Annotated in this window: 16 protein-coding genes; 13 read left to right on the forward strand and 3 right to left on the reverse strand. The window is 61.1% G+C overall.

Going from position 1 to position 16949, the window contains the following annotated elements; all coding sequences use genetic code 11:
- Window positions 1-188 precede the first annotated feature (188 nt).
- The 4 genes from ftsY (at window position 189) to rpoH (ending at window position 4367) form a co-directional block, all read left to right on the forward strand.
- Window positions 189-1694 (forward strand): signal recognition particle-docking protein FtsY, encoded by a 1506-nt coding sequence (gene ftsY / locus ABJ99_RS03220; RefSeq protein ID WP_054084581.1) that lies wholly within the window; start codon window positions 189-191, stop codon window positions 1692-1694.
- A complete protein-coding gene (gene ftsE, locus ABJ99_RS03225) occupies window positions 1691-2362 on the forward strand; it encodes a cell division ATP-binding protein FtsE (RefSeq protein WP_007248099.1) in 672 nt (223 codons plus the stop codon). Before ftsY ends, ftsE begins: the two co-directional genes overlap by 4 nt.
- A complete protein-coding gene (gene ftsX / locus ABJ99_RS03230; RefSeq protein ID WP_054084582.1) occupies window positions 2359-3393 on the forward strand; it encodes a permease-like cell division protein FtsX in 1035 nt (344 codons plus the stop codon). Before ftsE ends, ftsX begins: the two co-directional genes overlap by 4 nt.
- A gap of 119 nt (window positions 3394-3512) precedes the next feature.
- A complete protein-coding gene (gene rpoH, locus ABJ99_RS03235) occupies window positions 3513-4367 on the forward strand; it encodes an RNA polymerase sigma factor RpoH (RefSeq protein WP_003402233.1) in 855 nt (284 codons plus the stop codon).
- A 246-nt stretch (window positions 4368-4613) separates the two neighbouring features.
- Here rpoH and mtgA read toward each other — a convergent pair whose 3' ends face one another.
- Window positions 4614-5324, reverse strand: coding sequence for a monofunctional biosynthetic peptidoglycan transglycosylase (gene mtgA / locus ABJ99_RS03240; RefSeq protein ID WP_054084583.1), 711 nt, complete (start codon window positions 5322-5324; stop codon window positions 4614-4616).
- Between the two features lie 80 nt (window positions 5325-5404).
- Here mtgA and ABJ99_RS03245 point away from each other — a divergent pair, with 80 nt between their 5' ends.
- The 4 genes from ABJ99_RS03245 to trmB all read left to right on the forward strand — a co-directional run bounded on the left by ABJ99_RS03245 (window position 5405) and on the right by trmB (window position 7675).
- On the forward strand, window positions 5405-5785 hold the full coding sequence (locus ABJ99_RS03245) for a DUF423 domain-containing protein (RefSeq protein WP_054084584.1): 381 nt from the start codon (window positions 5405-5407) through the stop codon (window positions 5783-5785).
- Between the two features lie 98 nt (window positions 5786-5883).
- A complete protein-coding gene (gene thiS, locus ABJ99_RS03250) occupies window positions 5884-6084 on the forward strand; it encodes a sulfur carrier protein ThiS (RefSeq protein ID WP_007248095.1) in 201 nt (66 codons plus the stop codon).
- A gap of 51 nt (window positions 6085-6135) precedes the next feature.
- Window positions 6136-6930: a thiazole synthase gene (locus ABJ99_RS03255; protein WP_005896373.1), complete on the forward strand. Its 795-nt coding sequence runs from the start codon at window positions 6136-6138 to the stop codon at window positions 6928-6930.
- Window positions 6931-7027: 97 nt separating this feature from the next.
- On the forward strand, window positions 7028-7675 hold the full coding sequence (trmB, locus tag ABJ99_RS03260; RefSeq protein ID WP_217997719.1) for a tRNA (guanosine(46)-N7)-methyltransferase TrmB: 648 nt from the start codon (window positions 7028-7030) through the stop codon (window positions 7673-7675).
- Between the two features lie 61 nt (window positions 7676-7736).
- Here trmB and ABJ99_RS03265 read toward each other — a convergent pair whose 3' ends face one another.
- Both ABJ99_RS03265 and ABJ99_RS03270 read right to left on the reverse strand, forming a co-directional pair.
- Complete coding sequence (locus ABJ99_RS03265; protein ID WP_054084586.1) at window positions 7737-8795, reverse strand: HAD family hydrolase; 1059 nt, start codon at window positions 8793-8795, stop codon at window positions 7737-7739.
- A gap of 145 nt (window positions 8796-8940) precedes the next feature.
- Window positions 8941-9495: a dihydrofolate reductase gene (locus ABJ99_RS03270; RefSeq protein WP_054084587.1), complete on the reverse strand. Its 555-nt coding sequence runs from the start codon at window positions 9493-9495 to the stop codon at window positions 8941-8943.
- A gap of 109 nt (window positions 9496-9604) precedes the next feature.
- Between ABJ99_RS03270 and ABJ99_RS03275 the strand changes: the two genes are divergently transcribed.
- The 5 genes from ABJ99_RS03275 to betA all read left to right on the forward strand — a co-directional run bounded on the left by ABJ99_RS03275 (window position 9605) and on the right by betA (window position 16738).
- Window positions 9605-10984, forward strand: coding sequence for a DUF2868 domain-containing protein (locus tag ABJ99_RS03275; protein ID WP_054084588.1), 1380 nt, complete (start codon window positions 9605-9607; stop codon window positions 10982-10984).
- Complete coding sequence (locus ABJ99_RS03280; protein ID WP_054084589.1) at window positions 10977-12365, forward strand: GTPase/DUF3482 domain-containing protein; 1389 nt, start codon at window positions 10977-10979, stop codon at window positions 12363-12365. Before ABJ99_RS03275 ends, ABJ99_RS03280 begins: the two co-directional genes overlap by 8 nt.
- A 348-nt stretch (window positions 12366-12713) precedes the next feature.
- Window positions 12714-13307, forward strand: a complete 594-nt coding sequence (gene betI, locus ABJ99_RS03285; protein ID WP_054084590.1) for a transcriptional regulator BetI — start codon at window positions 12714-12716, stop codon at window positions 13305-13307.
- A gap of 105 nt (window positions 13308-13412) precedes the next feature.
- Window positions 13413-14885 carry a betaine-aldehyde dehydrogenase gene (gene betB / locus ABJ99_RS03290; protein ID WP_054084591.1) on the forward strand — a complete coding sequence of 491 codons (1473 nt, stop codon included), beginning with the start codon at window positions 13413-13415 and terminating at the stop codon, window positions 14883-14885.
- Window positions 14886-15031: 146 nt separating this feature from the next.
- Window positions 15032-16738, forward strand: coding sequence for a choline dehydrogenase (gene betA / locus ABJ99_RS03295; RefSeq protein WP_054084592.1), 1707 nt, complete (start codon window positions 15032-15034; stop codon window positions 16736-16738).
- Window positions 16739-16949 lie beyond the last annotated feature (211 nt).

Genomic DNA, 16949 nt, shown 5'->3' on the forward strand with positions numbered 1-16949 from the left:
TGATCCGTTTGCTTCAGAGACAGCCTTCACTGGCCGATTGCGAGTGAAACCTGTCTGAAACGCAGGTAAAGGTAGCTGCACAAGCGGCCGCTGAGTGAACAAGACGTCCTGAATGCAGTCTGTTTTGCATGTCAAAATTTTTCCGGGTCGCCCTCTGGCGTTCCGCAACCTTGAGATAGCCGTCCTCCATGTTTGGTTCCAACGACGACAAGAAGACCCCAGCTGCGGCTGGAGAGAAGAAAGGCCTGTTCGGATGGCTGCGCAAGAAGCCGCAGGAAGCCGAGCCAACGCCACCCGAGTCGACCCCGACGCAGCCTGAACCGACTGTCGAAACGACGCCGCAGGCAGAGCCTTCTGTCGCCTCGCCGTCTGTGCCGGAAACGGTAGCTGAAGGCGCCGCTGCTGCACCGCAAGCGCCGGTCGAGCCAGGTGAGCCGTCGCCGCAGCCGTGGCTGACCTTGCCGGTTGCGGAAGAACCGGTGGCACTCCGTGATGACCGCGCACCGCATGTCGTCCCGGTGCTCCCGGAGCAGACCCACTTTTATAAGGGCGCCGAGCCCGAAGTGGCTGAGCCGGTCGAGATTGTACCGGTTGTCTCCGAGCCTGTAGTCGAGAGCGTTCCGGCCAGTATGTCCGCGCTGGAACCGGTCCAGCCAGCGCCCCGCCAGCCAGAACCTGCTCCTGTAGTCGTGCCACCCGTTCAGGATGCCATTCCGGCGCCCGTTCCTGCACCGGCCCCGGTTCAGGAGCCCGAAAATACCAAGGTCGGCTTCTTTGCCCGCCTCAAACAAGGCTTGTCGAAAACCAGCGCCAGCATCGGCGAAGGTATGGCCAGCCTGTTTCTCGGCAAAAAAGCCATCGATGATGACCTGCTGGAGGAAATCGAAACCCGTCTGCTGACCGCAGACGTGGGCGTCGAGGCCACCTCGGTCATCATTCAGAGCCTGACCCAGAAGGTCGCCCGCAAGCAACTGACCGACGCGCAGGCTTTGTACACCTCGTTGCAAGGTGAGCTGGCTGCGATGCTCAAGCCGGTCGAGCAGCCGCTGGTGATCAAGGCCGAGCACAAACCGTTCGTGATTCTGGTGGTGGGCGTCAATGGCGCAGGCAAGACCACGACCATCGGCAAGCTGGCCAAGAAGCTGCAGCTGGAAGGCAAGAAGGTCATGCTGGCAGCGGGCGACACGTTCCGCGCTGCCGCTGTCGAGCAACTGCAGGTGTGGGGCGAACGTAACCATATTCCGGTCATTGCCCAGCACACCGGTGCCGATTCCGCTTCGGTCATCTTCGATGCCGTGCAGGCTGCCAAGGCGCGTGGTATCGACGTGTTGATCGCCGACACCGCCGGTCGCCTGCACACCAAAGACAACCTGATGGAGGAATTGAAGAAGGTGCGCCGCGTGATCGGCAAACTCGACGCCGACGCCCCTCATGAAGTCCTGCTGGTGCTTGACGCCGGTACTGGTCAAAACGCTATCAATCAGGCCAGACAATTCAACCAGACGGTCACCCTGACCGGGCTGGCGCTCACTAAACTGGATGGCACAGCCAAAGGCGGTGTGATTTTCGCCCTGGCCAAGCAGTTTGGCCTGCCAATTCGCTACATCGGTGTAGGTGAAGGGATCGACTATCTGCGCACCTTCGAAGCCGAACCCTTTGTTCAGGCTCTGTTTGCGGAGCGGGAGCGTCCATGATTCGATTCGAGCAGGTCGGTAAGCGCTATCCGAATGGACACGTCGGGTTGCATGAACTGAGCTTTCGAGTACGTCGCGGCGAGTTTCTGTTTGTCACCGGTCACTCCGGTGCGGGCAAAAGCACGCTGCTGCGCCTGTTGCTGGCCATGGAGCGCCCGACAACCGGCAAACTGATGCTGGCCGGTCAGGACCTTGGGCAGATCAGCAATGCGCAGATCCCCTTTTTGCGCCGCCAGATCGGTGTGGTGTTTCAGAATCACCAGTTGCTGTTTGATCGCACGGTGTTCAATAACATCGCCTTGCCGTTGCAGATCCTCGGCCTGTCCAAGCCAGAGATCGCCAAACGGGTCGATTCGGCGCTGGATCGCGTGGCCTTGTCCGACAAGGCCGAGCTGTACCCCGGTGACCTGTCCACCGGCCAGCAACAGCGCATCGGTATCGCCCGCGCCATCGTCCATCGCCCGGCCTTGCTGCTGGCGGATGAGCCGACCGGTAACCTCGATCCACGTCTGGCAGCAGAAATCATGGGCGTGTTCGAAGACATCAATCGACTGGGGACCAGCGTGCTGATCGCCAGTCACGACCTGGCGTTGATCGCCCGCATGCGTCATCGCATGCTGACTCTGCAACGCGGTCGCTTGATCGGTGACGGGGAGGCCGGAGTATGAGTGCTACACGTAGCCCCAAGGTTTCGGAGCGCGTCGCGCCCAAAGCGGCCGACCCGTTGCCGCCGAAAAAGAACAAGCAGCGTCAAGATCACGACGATGACGGCCCGAACTTCAGCATGCTGTTGTCGGCCTGGCTGGAAAGCCATCGTTCCAGTCTGGTGGACAGCTTGCGTCGTCTGGGCAAGCAGCCGATCGGCAGCTTCTTCACCTGTCTGGTCATGGCGATTGCCCTGAGCTTGCCCATGGGGCTGTCGTTGCTGCTGAGCAACGTCGAGCGTCTTGGCGGTTCATGGCAGCGAGCGGCGCAGATATCCATCTACCTGAATCTGGATGCCAGCGCTGCCGACGGCACACGGATGCGCGACGAGATCAAGGCGATGCCCGGTGTGGCAGATGCCGAGTACATCAGCAGCGATCAGGCGTTGAGCGAGTTCAAGCAACAGTCCGGTCTGGGCGAGGCACTTAAAGAATTACCAGAGAATCCGCTGCCGGGCGTGGTGCTGGTCACGCCGGACGAAGTGGACAAGCCCGCGCTGGAAGCCTTGCGCACCCGGCTCGCCGGCCTGCCGAAAGTGGAGCAGGCGCAGTTGGATCTGGTCTGGGTCGAAAGACTGGCGGCGATCCTCAAACTGGGTGATCGGTTCGTTTTCGGCTTGACGGTTCTGCTGGTCTCGGCTTTGCTGTTGGTCATTGGTAACACGATACGTCTGCACATCGAAAACCGTCGCACCGAAATCGAAGTCATCAAGCTGGTGGGCGGTACTGACAGCTACGTGCGCAGACCCTTCCTCTATATGGGCGCGCTGTATGGTTTCGGGGCGGGAATCCTGTCCTGGGGCGTTCTGGCGTATGGCCTGGACTGGCTGAATGGTGCAGTCATCGGGCTGGCAGGCTTGTACGGTAGCGACTTTGCACTGGCTGGCGTACCGCTGGCCGATGGTTTTTCGCTCTTGCTTGGAGCGGTTCTGTTAGGGTATATCGGTGCCTGGATTGCGGTCGCCCGTCACTTGCGTGAGCTGGCGCCCCGATAAGGCCTAAAATAATGTTTCACCAGATCGGCTTTTGACAATCAAGGAACTTGGTTAGCGGTTCCGAGTCAATCTGGCTAGTGCTGAACTGCACATCCTATGTGCGCTGGAGGTTTTTTCGTATGACCACTTCTTTGCAACCTGCTTATGCTTTAGTCCCGGGTGCAAACCTTGAGGCCTATGTGCAAACGGTCAACAGCATTCCATTGCTGACGCCCGAGCGGGAGCGTGAACTGGCTGAGAGTCTCTACTATGAGCAGGATCTGGACGCGGCCCGACAAATGGTCCTCGCCCACCTGCGCTTTGTTGTGCACATCGCTCGCAGTTATTCGGGTTACGGTCTGGCGCAGGCTGACCTGATCCAGGAAGGCAACGTCGGCCTGATGAAGGCCGTGAAGCGCTTCAATCCGGAAATGGGCGTGCGTCTGGTGTCGTTTGCCGTGCACTGGATCAAAGCAGAGATTCACGAGTTCATCCTGCGCAACTGGCGCATCGTCAAGGTTGCCACGACCAAAGCGCAGCGCAAGCTGTTCTTCAACTTGCGCAGCCAGAAGAAACGTCTGGCCTGGCTGAACAACGACGAAGTACATCGCGTCGCCGAAAGCCTGGGCGTCGAGCCGCGAGAAGTCCGCGAAATGGAAAGCCGCCTGACCGGCCATGACATGGCCTTCGACCCGGCAGCCGAAGCGGATGACGACAGCGCGTTCCAGTCGCCAGCCAATTATCTGGAAGACCACCGCTACGACCCGGCGCGTCAACTGGAAGACTCCGACTGGACCGACAACTCCACCGCCAACCTGCATCAGGCGCTGGACGTACTCGACGAGCGCAGCCGCGACATTCTCTACCAGCGCTGGCTGGCAGAAGAGAAGGCCACGCTGCACGACCTGGCGCAGAAGTACAACGTATCTGCCGAGCGTATTCGTCAGCTGGAAAAAAGCGCGATGAACAAGCTCAAGACGTCGATCGCCGCGTAAGGCTACCCGGCAACGAAAAACGCCCCGAGATGATCGGGGCGTTTTTATTTGTATATCAACTATCGTGCGACGCTTCGCGGTGGGAGCGGACTTGTCCGCGAAGGGGGCCGTACAGTCGCAGAAGATTTGGCGTTCAAAACAATGCCTTCGCGAACAATGCGGATCGCCGCCCCGGTCGCTCCAAAAGCCCCCGGCCCCCATGCTCGCGCGTAGGGAGCTAGAGGCCGTTGAAACAGAGCGCAACCCTCACCACCGACGGCTGTTGTTCAACCCCTGCAAATACTCATCCCCGCCCAGCTGGCGCATCTGCTGGCGAATCCAGCCGGCGCGGCGGGAGACGTAGCTGCCGGGGTGGCTGGCGCTCCACTGTCGTGGGTTGGGCAGAACGGCGGCGAGGTAGCTGGCCTGTTGCGCGGAGAGGGCGCTGGCGTTGGTGCGGAAGTGGTGTTGCGCAGCGGCCTGGGCGCCGAATACGCCTTCGTCCCATTCGACGCTGTTCAGGTACACCTCAAGGATGCGCTCCTTGGACCACAGCAGTTCGATGAGCATGGTGAACCAGGCTTCCAGGCCTTTGCGCAGGTAGCTGCGACCCGACCAAAGAAACAGGTTTTTCGACACTTGCTGGCTCAGGGTGCTGGCGCCACGGATCGAGCCGCCTAGTTCATTGTGCAGAATGGCGGCCTGAATCGCTTCAACATCGAAGCCCCAATGTTCCGCAAACTTCTGGTCTTCGCCGGCAATCACGGCAATCTTCAGGTTGTCGGAGATCTTGTTCCACGGTTCCCAGTCGCGTTGCAGGTCGATGGGCTCGCCGTCGAACCACGATTCAACCTTGCGCTCGACCATCAGCGCGGTGCCCGGTGGCGGTATCCAGCGCAGGACCAAAACCACCAGAAAGCTGCCCGCGGCGAACCACAGCAGGGCTTTGACGATGCGACGAAGAATAATTTGCAGCATAGAGATGGCTTGGCCGAACCCGTTGAGCGGGCCATTATACAGACCGTGCGCTTTCCGACGATTTTTCCCTGGAGTTCCTGATGCTTCGTAGCTTTTTGATGCTGGCCGCTTTCTTCGGCTTCACCGGCGTGGCCTTGGGTGCCTTCGCGGCGCATGGCTTGAAAGAACGCCTGAGCGCTGAGTATCTGGCGGTTTTTCATACCGGTGTGCTTTACCAACTGGTCCACGCGCTGGCCTTGCTCGGAGTGGCGGTATTGGCGACGCAGGTCCCGGGACGTCTGATCAATCTGGCCGGGTTTTCATTCGCCATCGGTATTCTGCTGTTTTCCGGCAGCCTGTACGCATTGACCCTGACCGGCATCAGCAAGCTGGGCATCATCACCCCGTTCGGCGGTCTGGCGTTTCTGTTTGGCTGGTCGATGCTGGGGCTGGCGGCGTGGCGACTGGGTTCCGCGCCCTGAACGACAGGCCACGCTTGAGACGAATGGCGTGGCTTTGCCTTGGTCATACCGGCCGATCGGGCTAGAATGCTGGCCCCTAAAATGATGGCTGCCGTCGCATGCACATTCAGTTGAACGGTGAACCCTTTGAACTGCCCGATGGCGAGACCGTCGCGGCGTTATTGACCCGCCTGGACCTTGCCGGACGCCGGGTCGCGGTGGAACTGAACCTGGAGATCGTGTCGCGTAGCCAGCATGACGCGACGGTCCTGCGCGAAGGCGATCAGGTCGAAGTGGTTCATGCCATCGGCGGTGGCTAGTCGGCACTTGCACTGCGTCGCCCCCAATCTGCACTCCAAAGAGGATTACCGATGAGCAATGTTCGCAGCGACAAGCCCTTCGTTCTGGCTGGTCGGACTTTCGAGTCGCGCCTGCTGGTGGGCACCGGCAAGTACATCGACATGGAGCAGACCCGTCTGGCCATCGAAGCCTCCGGTGCCGAAATTGTTACCGTCGCCGTGCGCCGCACCAACCTGGGCCAGAACCCGGGCGAGCCGAATCTGCTCGACGTGTTGCCGCCGGACCGCTACACCATCCTGCCGAACACCGCTGGCTGCTTCGATGCGGTGGAGGCTGTGCGCACCTGCCGCCTGTCCCGCGAGCTGCTCGACGGGCGCAATCTGGTCAAGCTGGAAGTGCTGGCCGATCAGAAAACCCTGTTTCCGAACGTGATCGAAACCCTCAAGGCCGCCGAAATACTGGTCAAGGACGGTTTCGACGTCATGGTCTACACCAGCGATGACCCGATCATCGCCCGCCAGCTGGCTGAAATCGGCTGCATCGCGATCATGCCGCTGGCCGGTCTGATCGGCAGCGGTCTGGGGATCTGTAACCCCTACAACCTGCAGATCATCCTTGAAGAAACCAAAGTCCCGGTGCTCGTCGATGCCGGTGTTGGCACCGCGTCCGACGCCACCATCGCGATGGAGCTGGGCTGCGAGGCGGTGTTGATGAACTCGGCCATCGCCCATGCGCAACAGCCGGTCATGATGGCCGAAGCCATGAAGCACGCTGTAATTGCCGGTCGTCTGGCGTACCTCGCCGGGCGCATGCCACGAAAACTCTATGCCAGCGCATCTTCGCCGCTGGATGGCCTGATCAAGTAAGAGCCCGTTGATGACTGATTCGCACGTTCCGCACCCAGAGTCGCCTGCTACCGAAGAAGGCGAAGAGCGCCCGCACCGCCGCATCAAAAGCTTCGTGATGCGTGCCGGCCGCATGACCGAAGGCCAACAGCGTGGTCTGGATCAGGGCCGCCCGCTATTCGGCCTGTCGCTTACCGACACGCCTGTGGATTTCGATCAGGTTTTCGGCCGCTCTGCGCCGCGCACGCTGGAGATCGGATTCGGCATGGGCCACTCGCTGCTGGAAATGGCCGCAGCGTCACCGGAGCAGGATTTCATCGGCGTCGAAGTGCATTACCCGGGCGTGGGCGCGCTGCTCAATGGCGTGCTGACCCAGGGGCTGACCAACGTGCGCGTCTACGATTGCGACGCCATTGAAGTCCTGAACCGCTGCATCGCTGATAACAGCCTTGATCGACTGATGCTGTTCTTCCCGGACCCATGGCACAAGAGCCGTCACCACAAGCGCCGTATCGTGCAGCCCGAGTTTGCCGCCTTGGTGCGCAGCAAGCTGAAAGTTGGCGGTGTGTTCCACATGGCCACCGACTGGGGGCCGTACGCGGAATACATGCTCGAAGTGATGAGCGTAGCGCCTGGCTATCGCAATCAGGCCGAAGACAACCAATACGTGCCGCGCCCGGCGGAACGGCCGATCACCAAGTTCGAACGCCGGGGCGAAAAACTCGGCCACGGTGTCTGGGACCTGAAGTTCGAAAAGGTCGATTGAACGAGCTGACCGTGCCCACTCATCTGGGCACGATCTTGCTGGATCAAGCGTATTCCGCCGCTTACTGAATCTCGTCCGGTTTGACGATCACCCAGTTCTTGTCTGCCGTGACCGGCAACTTCTCCTTGGCCTGCGCTTCTGCATTGGCCTTGATCATGCCGTTGAGCTGGGTCATGTATTTGTCCTTGCGGTTGACCCACAAGTGCACGCCGCCCTTGCTCACGTCCACGCTGTGAAACAGCATGTAGCCGTCGCTGGTCGGGGTGTCGCCGCCCACCAGCACCGGTTTTTTCCACTGATCGATGTAAGTCAGAATCGCTGCCTGCTTGCCGGCCATCCAGGTTGCCGGGGTCCACAGGTACGGCGTCAGCTCCAGGCCCATGTTGCTTTTCGGATCGTATTTGCCTGCGGTGATCTGCTTGCGTGCGGTGGTCAGTTCGCCGGTCTTGCGGTCCTTGAGCAGCGTGGTGACGCCGATCACGTTCTGTGGTTTGACGTTATAGCCATACTTCGGATCGGCAGCGACCATGCGTACCAGCTCTTCGGACGCAGCGGTCATCACGTAGACCTCGATGCCGTTTTCCATCAGCTTGTTGTACAGCTCGGTCTGCCCGGTGAACACGCGTGGCGGCTCGATATTGAGCTGCTTGACGGTATCGCCGTCGTAATAAGTCGCAGGGATCGGTTTTTTCAGGGCCATCAGCTCATCGACGTAGCCTTTGAGCTCCTGAAGCGTGAAGCCGGAAAACACTTGAGCGACCCACGGATAGCAGACCATGTCGTCTATTTCGCAAAGACGATAGTAGTAACTGAACAGGCTTTCCTTGTGCTCGGCGGTGTCTTTGAAGGGGATCAGTTTCAACGAAGGGTCTAGCGTTTCGCGGGTGATCAGGCCTTTGTTTTCCATGTACGGCAGCAGCGATTCTTCAAGGTCGAAGCGGTAGCTGGTGTTGTCCATGTCGAAGACCGCGTAATTGCCCTTGTTGGCATTCGCGGCAATCATCGCGTCGAGCGCCTTGGCGGCAGGCTCGGGCCAATGCTTCAATTCGGTGGCAGCAAAAGCCTGGCTGGCAAGCCCGGCACAGAGTGCAACTGCCAGCAATTTTGGCGCGAATTTCATAGGCGATTTCCCCTTGTCAAAAAAACGAAGGGGCAGACCGTAACAAATTATTGTGAAGGCAAAAGTACGCCAGCGACCCGAAAAAGGCCAAAAGACGCCGTTTGCCCCTTTATTTGCGACAGCAAAACCAAAAGCGACACTTTTGTTACGGTTTTTGGTCGGTAGCCTTTTTCGATGCTAAACACGCTCCGACGCGTTCCCAGACCTCAAAGTTGTAAGCAGGCTTGTCATCAACGGCCGGGTTCTCGGCAGTGGACACCAATGCCCACTGCGCCGTATCGAATTCCGGAAACCACGCGTCGCCTTCAGGGCTCAGCGCCACGCGAGTCAAATACAGGCGGTCCGCCTGCGCAAGGCCCTGCGCATAGAGCTGCGCGCCACCAATCAACATCACTTCATCGACGCCCTGTCCCTGCGCCCATTGCTCGGCGCGCACTACAGCGGCGTCCAGCGACGGTAGGACTTCTGCGCCTTCGAGTTGCAGGTCCGTCTGGCGGCTGACCACCAGATTCAGGCGGCCGGGCAGCGGGCGGCCCAGCGAATCCCAGGTCTTGCGACCCATGATGATCGGCTTGCCGAGGGTCGTGGCCTTGAAATATTTGAAATCCCCCGGCAGATGCCAGGGCATGGAATTGTCGACGCCAATCACTCGGTTTTCACCAAGGGCGGCAATCAGGCTGAGCGGGAGATGAGTGTTCATGGCGCGAGGATATCAGAGGTCGCGGGGCGGGCGAATGAACTGATACGCGCCGTGCTCAGTCCGATGACAGCGGTTATGCTCACCGCAGCATTTAATCAAGAGACGCCGTGTGACTGCACTGACCCCACTCGATACCCTCTGGCTGACCGAAGCCGTGCGCCTGCGTGAACAGCAGGCGGGCGCGCTGGACGATCAGGAAGCCAACCGCCGAGCCCGCGCCGCCGGAGGCGATCTGACCGCTCGAATCACGCACCGCGCCCTCGGGCTGGCAGAGCGCGACGGCATGCTCGCGGCGCTGCATCGCTGGCAGCAAGGCGCGCGCCTGGCCTTGATGGCACTGGCCGTGTTGGCCGTCATCAGCGGGGCAGGGCTGGCCTTTGCCGCGATGGGTGACGGGCAGACGCCGGTCAACGTGTTCTGGGCGCTGGGTAGCCTGCTGGGCGTAAATGTGCTGCTGTTGGCCAGTTGGGCAGTCGGTTTGATCTTCGCCGGGCGCAGCCATACCGGGCTGGGGCGTCTGTGGCTGTGGCTGAGCGAAAAGCTCGCCCGTGATGCGCAGGCCGCGCAACTCGCGCCTGCGCTGGTTCTGCTGCTGCAACGCAAACGCCTGAATCGCTGGGTGCTCGGGCTAGTGGTTCACAGCCTTTGGTTGCTGGCGTTGCTCAGTGCGCTGGTGGTGCTGCTGATGCTGATGGCAACCCGGCGCTACGGTTTTGTCTGGGAAACCACCATTCTGAACAGCGACACCTTTGTCAGCCTGACCCAGACCCTCGGTACGCTCCCGGCCTGGCTGGGTTTCAGTGTGCCCGACGAATCCATGATCCGCGCCAGCGGCAATGGCGCGCTGAGTATCGAGAATGCGCGGCAGGCGTGGGCGGCTTGGCTGGTGGGCGTGCTGCTGGTATACGGCATTCTGCCGCGTCTTTTGCTGGCGGCGTTCTGCCTGTGGCGCTGGAAGCGCGGGCGGGCGGCGTTGCGTCTTGATCTTGAGCTGCCGGAGTACGTTGAACTTCGTGAACGACTGATGCCCAGCAGCGAGCGATTGGGCGTCAACGATGCCGAGCCCGCTGCGCTCCATCAGGTTCAATCCGGCGTGAGCGCTGTTGAAAGCAACGGCGCGCTGCTGGTGGCAATCGAGCTGGATGATCAGCAGGTCTGGCCGCCGCAGTTGCCGTCTGGTGTGGCCAATGCCGGCGTGCTCGACAGCCGCGAGTCGCGCCAGAAGCTGCTCGAGCAACTGGCTCACTATCCGCCTGCGCGTATGGTCATCGCCTGCGATCCGCGCCGTTCACCGGATCGTGGCAGTCTGGCGCTGATTGCCGAACTGGCGCGTTGTGCCGGTGCGACGCGCATCTGGCTGCTGCCTGCACCCGTCGGGCAGGCGCTCGACCCGGAGCGCCTGGACGACTGGCATGTCGCGCTGGATCAACTGCAATTGCCCCGCACAGAAAGCGCGCCGTTGAACTGGCTGGAGACAGGCCATGACTGAAGCAGACCGCACCCGCGCGATCAAGCTGGCCGTAGTCGGTCACACCAACGTCGGCAAGACCTCGCTGCTGCGCACCTTGACCGGCGATGTGAGTTTCGGTGAGGTCTCCCATCGGCCCAGCACCACCCGCCACGTAGAAGGTGCGCGCCTGTCGGTGGACGGCCAGGCGTTGGTCGAGCTGTATGACACGCCGGGTCTGGAAGACGCCATTGCGCTGCTCGATTATCTGGAGCGACTGGATCGCCCCGGTGAGCGGCTGGATGGCCCGGCGCGATTGGCGCGCTTTCTTGAGGGCAGCGAAGCGCGCCAACGTTTCGAGCAGGAAGCCAAGGTGCTGCGCCAACTGCTCGACTCGGATGCGGGGTTGTACGTGATCGATGCGCGCGAGCCGGTGCTGGCCAAGTACCGCGACGAACTGGCAGTGCTGGCCAGTTGCGGCAAGCCGTTGCTGCCGGTGCTGAACTTTGTCAGTGCCGCGCAGCATCGCGAGCCGGAATGGCGCGAAGCCCTTTCGCGTCTGGGCCTGCACGCGCTGGTGCGCTTTGACAGCGTGGCGCCCCCGGAAGACGGCGGCCGTCGCTTGTATGAAAGCCTGGCGCTGCTGCTGGAAAGCGCCCGGTCACGGCTGGAGCGCCTGATCGATGATCAGGAAAAACAGCGCGCAGCCAGACGCCACAGCGCTGCCCGCCTGATCGCGGAAATGCTGATCGATTGCGCGGCCTGTCGGCGCAGCGTCGAGACCACTGCCGATCAGGAGCAGCAGGCCGTGGAAGCGCTGCGCAAGGCCGTTCGCCAGCGTGAGCAGCGCTGTGTCGAAGCGCTGCTCAAACTGCATGCCTTTCGCAAAGACGATGTGTCTGCCAGCGATCTGCCGTTGATGGATGGGCGCTGGGGCGACGACCTGTTCAATCCGGAAACCCTCAAATTGATGGGCGTGCGCGTCGGCGGCGGTGTGGCAGCGGGTGCGGCGGCCGGGGCAGGGGTGGACTTGATGGTCGGTGGCGTGACCCTCGGTGCAGCGGCGCTGGTCGGGGCGATTGCGGGCGGTGCGTTATCGACGGCGCGCAGCTACGGCGGCCGGTTGCTGGGCAAGTTCAAAGGGCGCAGAGAACTGACGGTAGACGACGCGGTGCTGCGCCTGCTCGCCCTGCGTCAACGGCAGTTGCTGCTGGCGCTGGGTGTGAGAGGGCACGCGGCCATGCACAGCATTGAACTGACCACGCCGCAGGACAAGACCTGGCGCAAAGGCAAAATCCCCGACCCCCTTTCCCGCGCCCGCGCCCATCCGCAGTGGTCGACGCTCAACCCGCATCCGAAGCCGAATCAGGGCGAGAGGCAGGAAGCGATTGATGAACTGGTGAGTGTGGTGTTGCAGGATTGAGCTGCTTCAGCGCCGCGCCAGGTATTCATCGTATAAACAGGTCCTGGAGTCTCAGAAAAGCTGGCTTCTGGCCGAAGGGCGTGGGAGCGTCGCCCGGTCCGCTCCCACGGTACGCCCGGTCCGCTCCCACGGCCTTCGGCCAGAATCAAAAGCAGATGTGTGCATAGCTGTGAGCGTGGAGCATAGGCGCGATAAGGAGGGCTTGGACACAGCGCTTTTCAGCTTGCCGCTTGCCGCTAGAAACTCACCGCTGGTTTTTTATTGATTGATCGTTCAATAAAAAATCTTTAGACTAGCCCGGTCAATTCGATACCACGATCACTGCAGACAACCGGGAGATTCGCGCCAATGCCCAAGGTCGGTATGCAACCCATCCGCCGCCAGCAACTGATCCAGGCCACGCTCACGGCGGTCGATCAGGTGGGTATGGGCGATGCCAGCATTGCGCTGATCGCACGCTTGGCAGGCGTCTCCAACGGCATCATCAGTCACTATTTTCAGGACAAGAACGGCCTGATCGCCGCGACGATGCGGCACCTGATGAACGCCCTGATCCAGAACGTCCGCGAACGCCGACAGGCCTTGACCGACGACAGCCCCAGGGCGCACCTGCAAGTGATCATCGAAGGCAACTTCGACGCCAGCCAGGTCAACGGCCCGGCCATGAAAACCTGGCTGGCCTTCTGGGCGACCAGCATGCATCACCCGTCGCTGCACCGATTGCAGCGTATCAACGATCATCGTCTGTACTCGAACCTGTGCTGCCAGTTCCGTCGCACTTTGCCTCTGGAACAGGCACGCAACGCCGCCCGCGGGCTGGCAGCCCTGATAGACGGGCTGTGGCTGCGGGGCGCGCTGTCAGGCGATGCATTCGACACCGAGCAAGCGCAACGGATTGCTTACGAATACATGGACTTCCAATTGGCGAAATCGGCGAGCTGAGGCTTTCGAAGCCCCCTTCCCGAATGACTGCACAGGCCTGTTGCCGAACGAACCCGGCACACTGAAATCAGTCATCGCCTCCCCAACTGAATGTGCGAGGATTTTATGGCCCGTTTTGAATTGCAGAAACTTTACATCGACGGCGGCTATGTCGATGCCAGCAACCCTGAAACCTTCGACTCGATCAACCCTGCCAACGGCGAAGTCCTGGCGCAGATCCAGCGCGCGAGCAAGGAAGACGTCGAGCGTGCGGTAGTCGCTGCTGAAAAAGGCCAGAAAATCTGGGCCGCCATGACTGCAGTCGAGCGTTCGCGCATTCTGCGCCGTGCCGTCGACATCCTGCGCGAACGCAACGATGAGCTGGCCGCGCTGGAGACTCTGGACACCGGCAAGGCGATCTCCGAAACCCGTTACGTCGATATCGTGACCGGCGCTGACGTGCTGGAGTACTACGCAGGCCTGGTGCCCGCCATCGAAGGCGAACAAATCCCGCTGCGTGATTCTTCGTTCGTTTACACCCGCCGCGAGCCGCTGGGTGTGGTCGCAGGCATCGGCGCGTGGAACTACCCGATCCAGATCGCCCTGTGGAAATCCGCGCCAGCACTGGCGGCGGGTAACGCGATGATCTTCAAGCCAAGCGAAGTCACCTCGCTGACGACCTTGAAGCTGGCAGAAATCTACACCGAAGCCGGCGTGCCGAACGGCGTGTTCAACGTGCTGACCGGCAGCGGCCGCGAAGTCGGCACCTGGATCACCGAGCACCCGCGCATCGAGAAAGTCTCCTTCACCGGCGGCACCGACACCGGCAAGAAAGTCATGGCCAGTGCGTCGAGTTCGTCGCTCAAGGAAGTGACCATGGAGCTGGGCGGCAAGTCGCCGCTGATCGTGTTCGACGACGCCGACCTGGATCGCGCCGCCGACATTGCGATGATGGCCAACTTCTACAGTTCCGGCCAGGTCTGCACCAACGGTACGCGCGTGTTTGTACCGAACGCGCTGAAAGCCGAGTTCGAAGCGAAAATCCTTGAGCGTGTGAAGCGTATTCGTGCCGGCAACCCGGAAGACGAGAACATCAACTTTGGCCCGCTGGTCAGCTTCGAGCACATGGAAAGTGTGCTGGGCTACATCGCCAAAGGCAAAGAGCAGGGCGCGCGTCTGCTGTGTGGCGGCGATCGCCTGACCGGTGGTGTGTTCGACAAGGGCGCGTTCGTTGCCCCGACCGTGTTCACCGACTGCACCGACGAGATGACCATCGTGCGCGAAGAAATCTTCGGCCCGGTGATGAGCATCCTCGGTTACGACAGCGAGGACGAAGTGGTTCGCCGCGCCAACGACACTGACTTCGGCCTGGCTGCCGGCATCGTGACCCGCGACCTGAACCGCGCGCACCGCGTGATTCATCTGCTGGAAGCCGGTATCTGCTGGATCAACGCCTGGGGCGAGTCGGCGGCACAAATGCCGGTCGGCGGTTACAAACAGTCGGGCGTCGGTCGTGAAAACGGCATCAGCTCGCTGGCCCAGTACACGCGCATCAAGTCGGTACAGATCGAACTGGGCGACTACGCCTCGGTTTTCTAAACACCGTTCAGTTCCAGGTGGCACGTGGCAAACCGCAAGCAGACGCAATCAACAGCGGCTTGCCGCACCCCATTTTCACAAGTATCGCCTTGCTGCTTCTGCTTGCAGCCAAGGCTTGAGACTTGCAGCTCTATGAGGGAGCCTCTATGACGACGCAATCCGAATTCGACTACATCATCATTGGTGCCGGCTCTGCCGGTAACACGCTGGCAGCCCGCCTAACCGAAGACGCAGGCGTCACTGTTCTGCTGCTGGAAGCCGGTGGCCCGGACTACCGTCTGGATTTTCGTACCCAGATGCCCGCTGCGCTGGCGTTCCCGCTGCAAGGTCGTCGCTACAACTGGGCCTACGAAACCGAGCCAGAGCCGCACATGAACAACCGCCGCATGGAATGCGGTCGCGGCAAGGGCCTGGGCGGCTCGTCGCTGATCAACGGCATGTGCTACATCCGTGGCAACGCGATGGACTACGACGGCTGGGCCAAAGAACCGGGCCTCGAAGACTGGAGCTACCTCGACTGCCTGCCGTACTTCCGCAAGGCTGAAACCCGCGACATCGGCCCGAACGATTACCACGGTGGCGACGGTCCGGTCAGCGTGACCACGCCCAAGGCGGGCAACAATCCGCTGTTCCACGCGATGGTCGAAGCGGGCGTGCAAGCCGGCTTCCCGCGCACTGACGACCTCAACGGTTATCAGCAGGAAGGCTTCGGTCCAATGGACCGCACCGTGACGCCGAAAGGTCGTCGCGCCAGCACCGCTCGCGGTTATCTGGACGAAGCGAAAAAGCGTTCGACCCTGACGATAGTCACTCACGCACTGACCGACCGCATCCTGTTCGAAGGCAAACGCGCTGTCGGCGTGGCCTATCTGGTAGGCGACAGCGACACGCGCATTGAAGCCCGTGCCCGCAAGGAAGTGCTGCTGTGCGGCGGCGCGATTGCCTCGCCGCAGATCCTGCAACGCTCCGGTGTCGGTCCTGCCGAATTGCTGAACAAGCTCGACATCCCGGTGGTTCACGACCTGCCGGGCGTGGGTCAGAACCTTCAGGATCACCTGGAGATGTACCTGCAATATGCCTGCACCCAGCCCGTGTCGCTTTACCCTTCGCTGAAGTGGTGGAACCAGCCTGCCATCGGCGCAGAGTGGATGTTCCTCGGCACAGGTATCGGCGCGAGCAACCAGTTTGAAGCGGGTGGTTTCATTCGCTCCAGCGAAGCGTTCGAATGGCCGAACATTCAGTACCACTTCTTGCCGGTGGCGATTAACTACAACGGCACCAAGGGTGTTCAGGAACACGGCTTCCAGGCACACGTAGGTTCGATGCGTTCGCCAAGCCGTGGCCGCGTACACGTCAAGTCCAAGGACCCGCGTGAATACCCAAGCATCCTGTTCAACTACATGGCGTCCCGGCAGGACTGGCAGGAATTCCGTGACGGCATTCGCCTGACCCGCGAGATCATGCAGCAGCCGGCGCTCGACCCGTACCGCGGCCGTGAAATCAGCCCCGGTATTGACGTGCAGTCCGATGAGGCGTTGGACCAGTTTGTGCGGGAACACGCCGAAACGGCGTATCACCCGTCCTGCTCCTGCAAAATGGGCACCGACGAGATGGCTGTGGTCGATGGTCAGGGCCGCGTGCACGGCATGCAAAGCCTGCGCGTGGTGGATGCTTCGATCATGCCGATCATCACCACCGGCAACCTGAACGCACCGACAATCATGATCGCCGAGAAAATCGCCGACAAGATCCGCGGCCGTCAGCCCCTCCCACGCAGCACCGCCGACTACTTTGTAGCAGGCGACAAGCCAGCCCGCGGCAAGCCGCTGCGTGAGATCAGCCACCAGGCTTGATCCAACGGCCTGTCGTCCTTACGCCGTGAGGACGACAGGCGTCCGCCCAGCCAACTTTCGTTGCGCATGCTAAAGCGCGCATCCTTATACATGAGTATCTTCGGGCGCACGGAACGATGCTTCTGCCCGAAGGGCGTGAGCGGACCGGGCGACGCTTCGCTTGTTCGCGAAGACTGTGTTTCAGACCATGCATTTTCGGCGATTGTACTGG

This window comes from Pseudomonas syringae pv. cilantro (assembly GCF_001293775.1).
In the GTDB taxonomy this organism is placed as follows: domain Bacteria; phylum Pseudomonadota; class Gammaproteobacteria; order Pseudomonadales; family Pseudomonadaceae; genus Aquipseudomonas; species Aquipseudomonas syringae_P.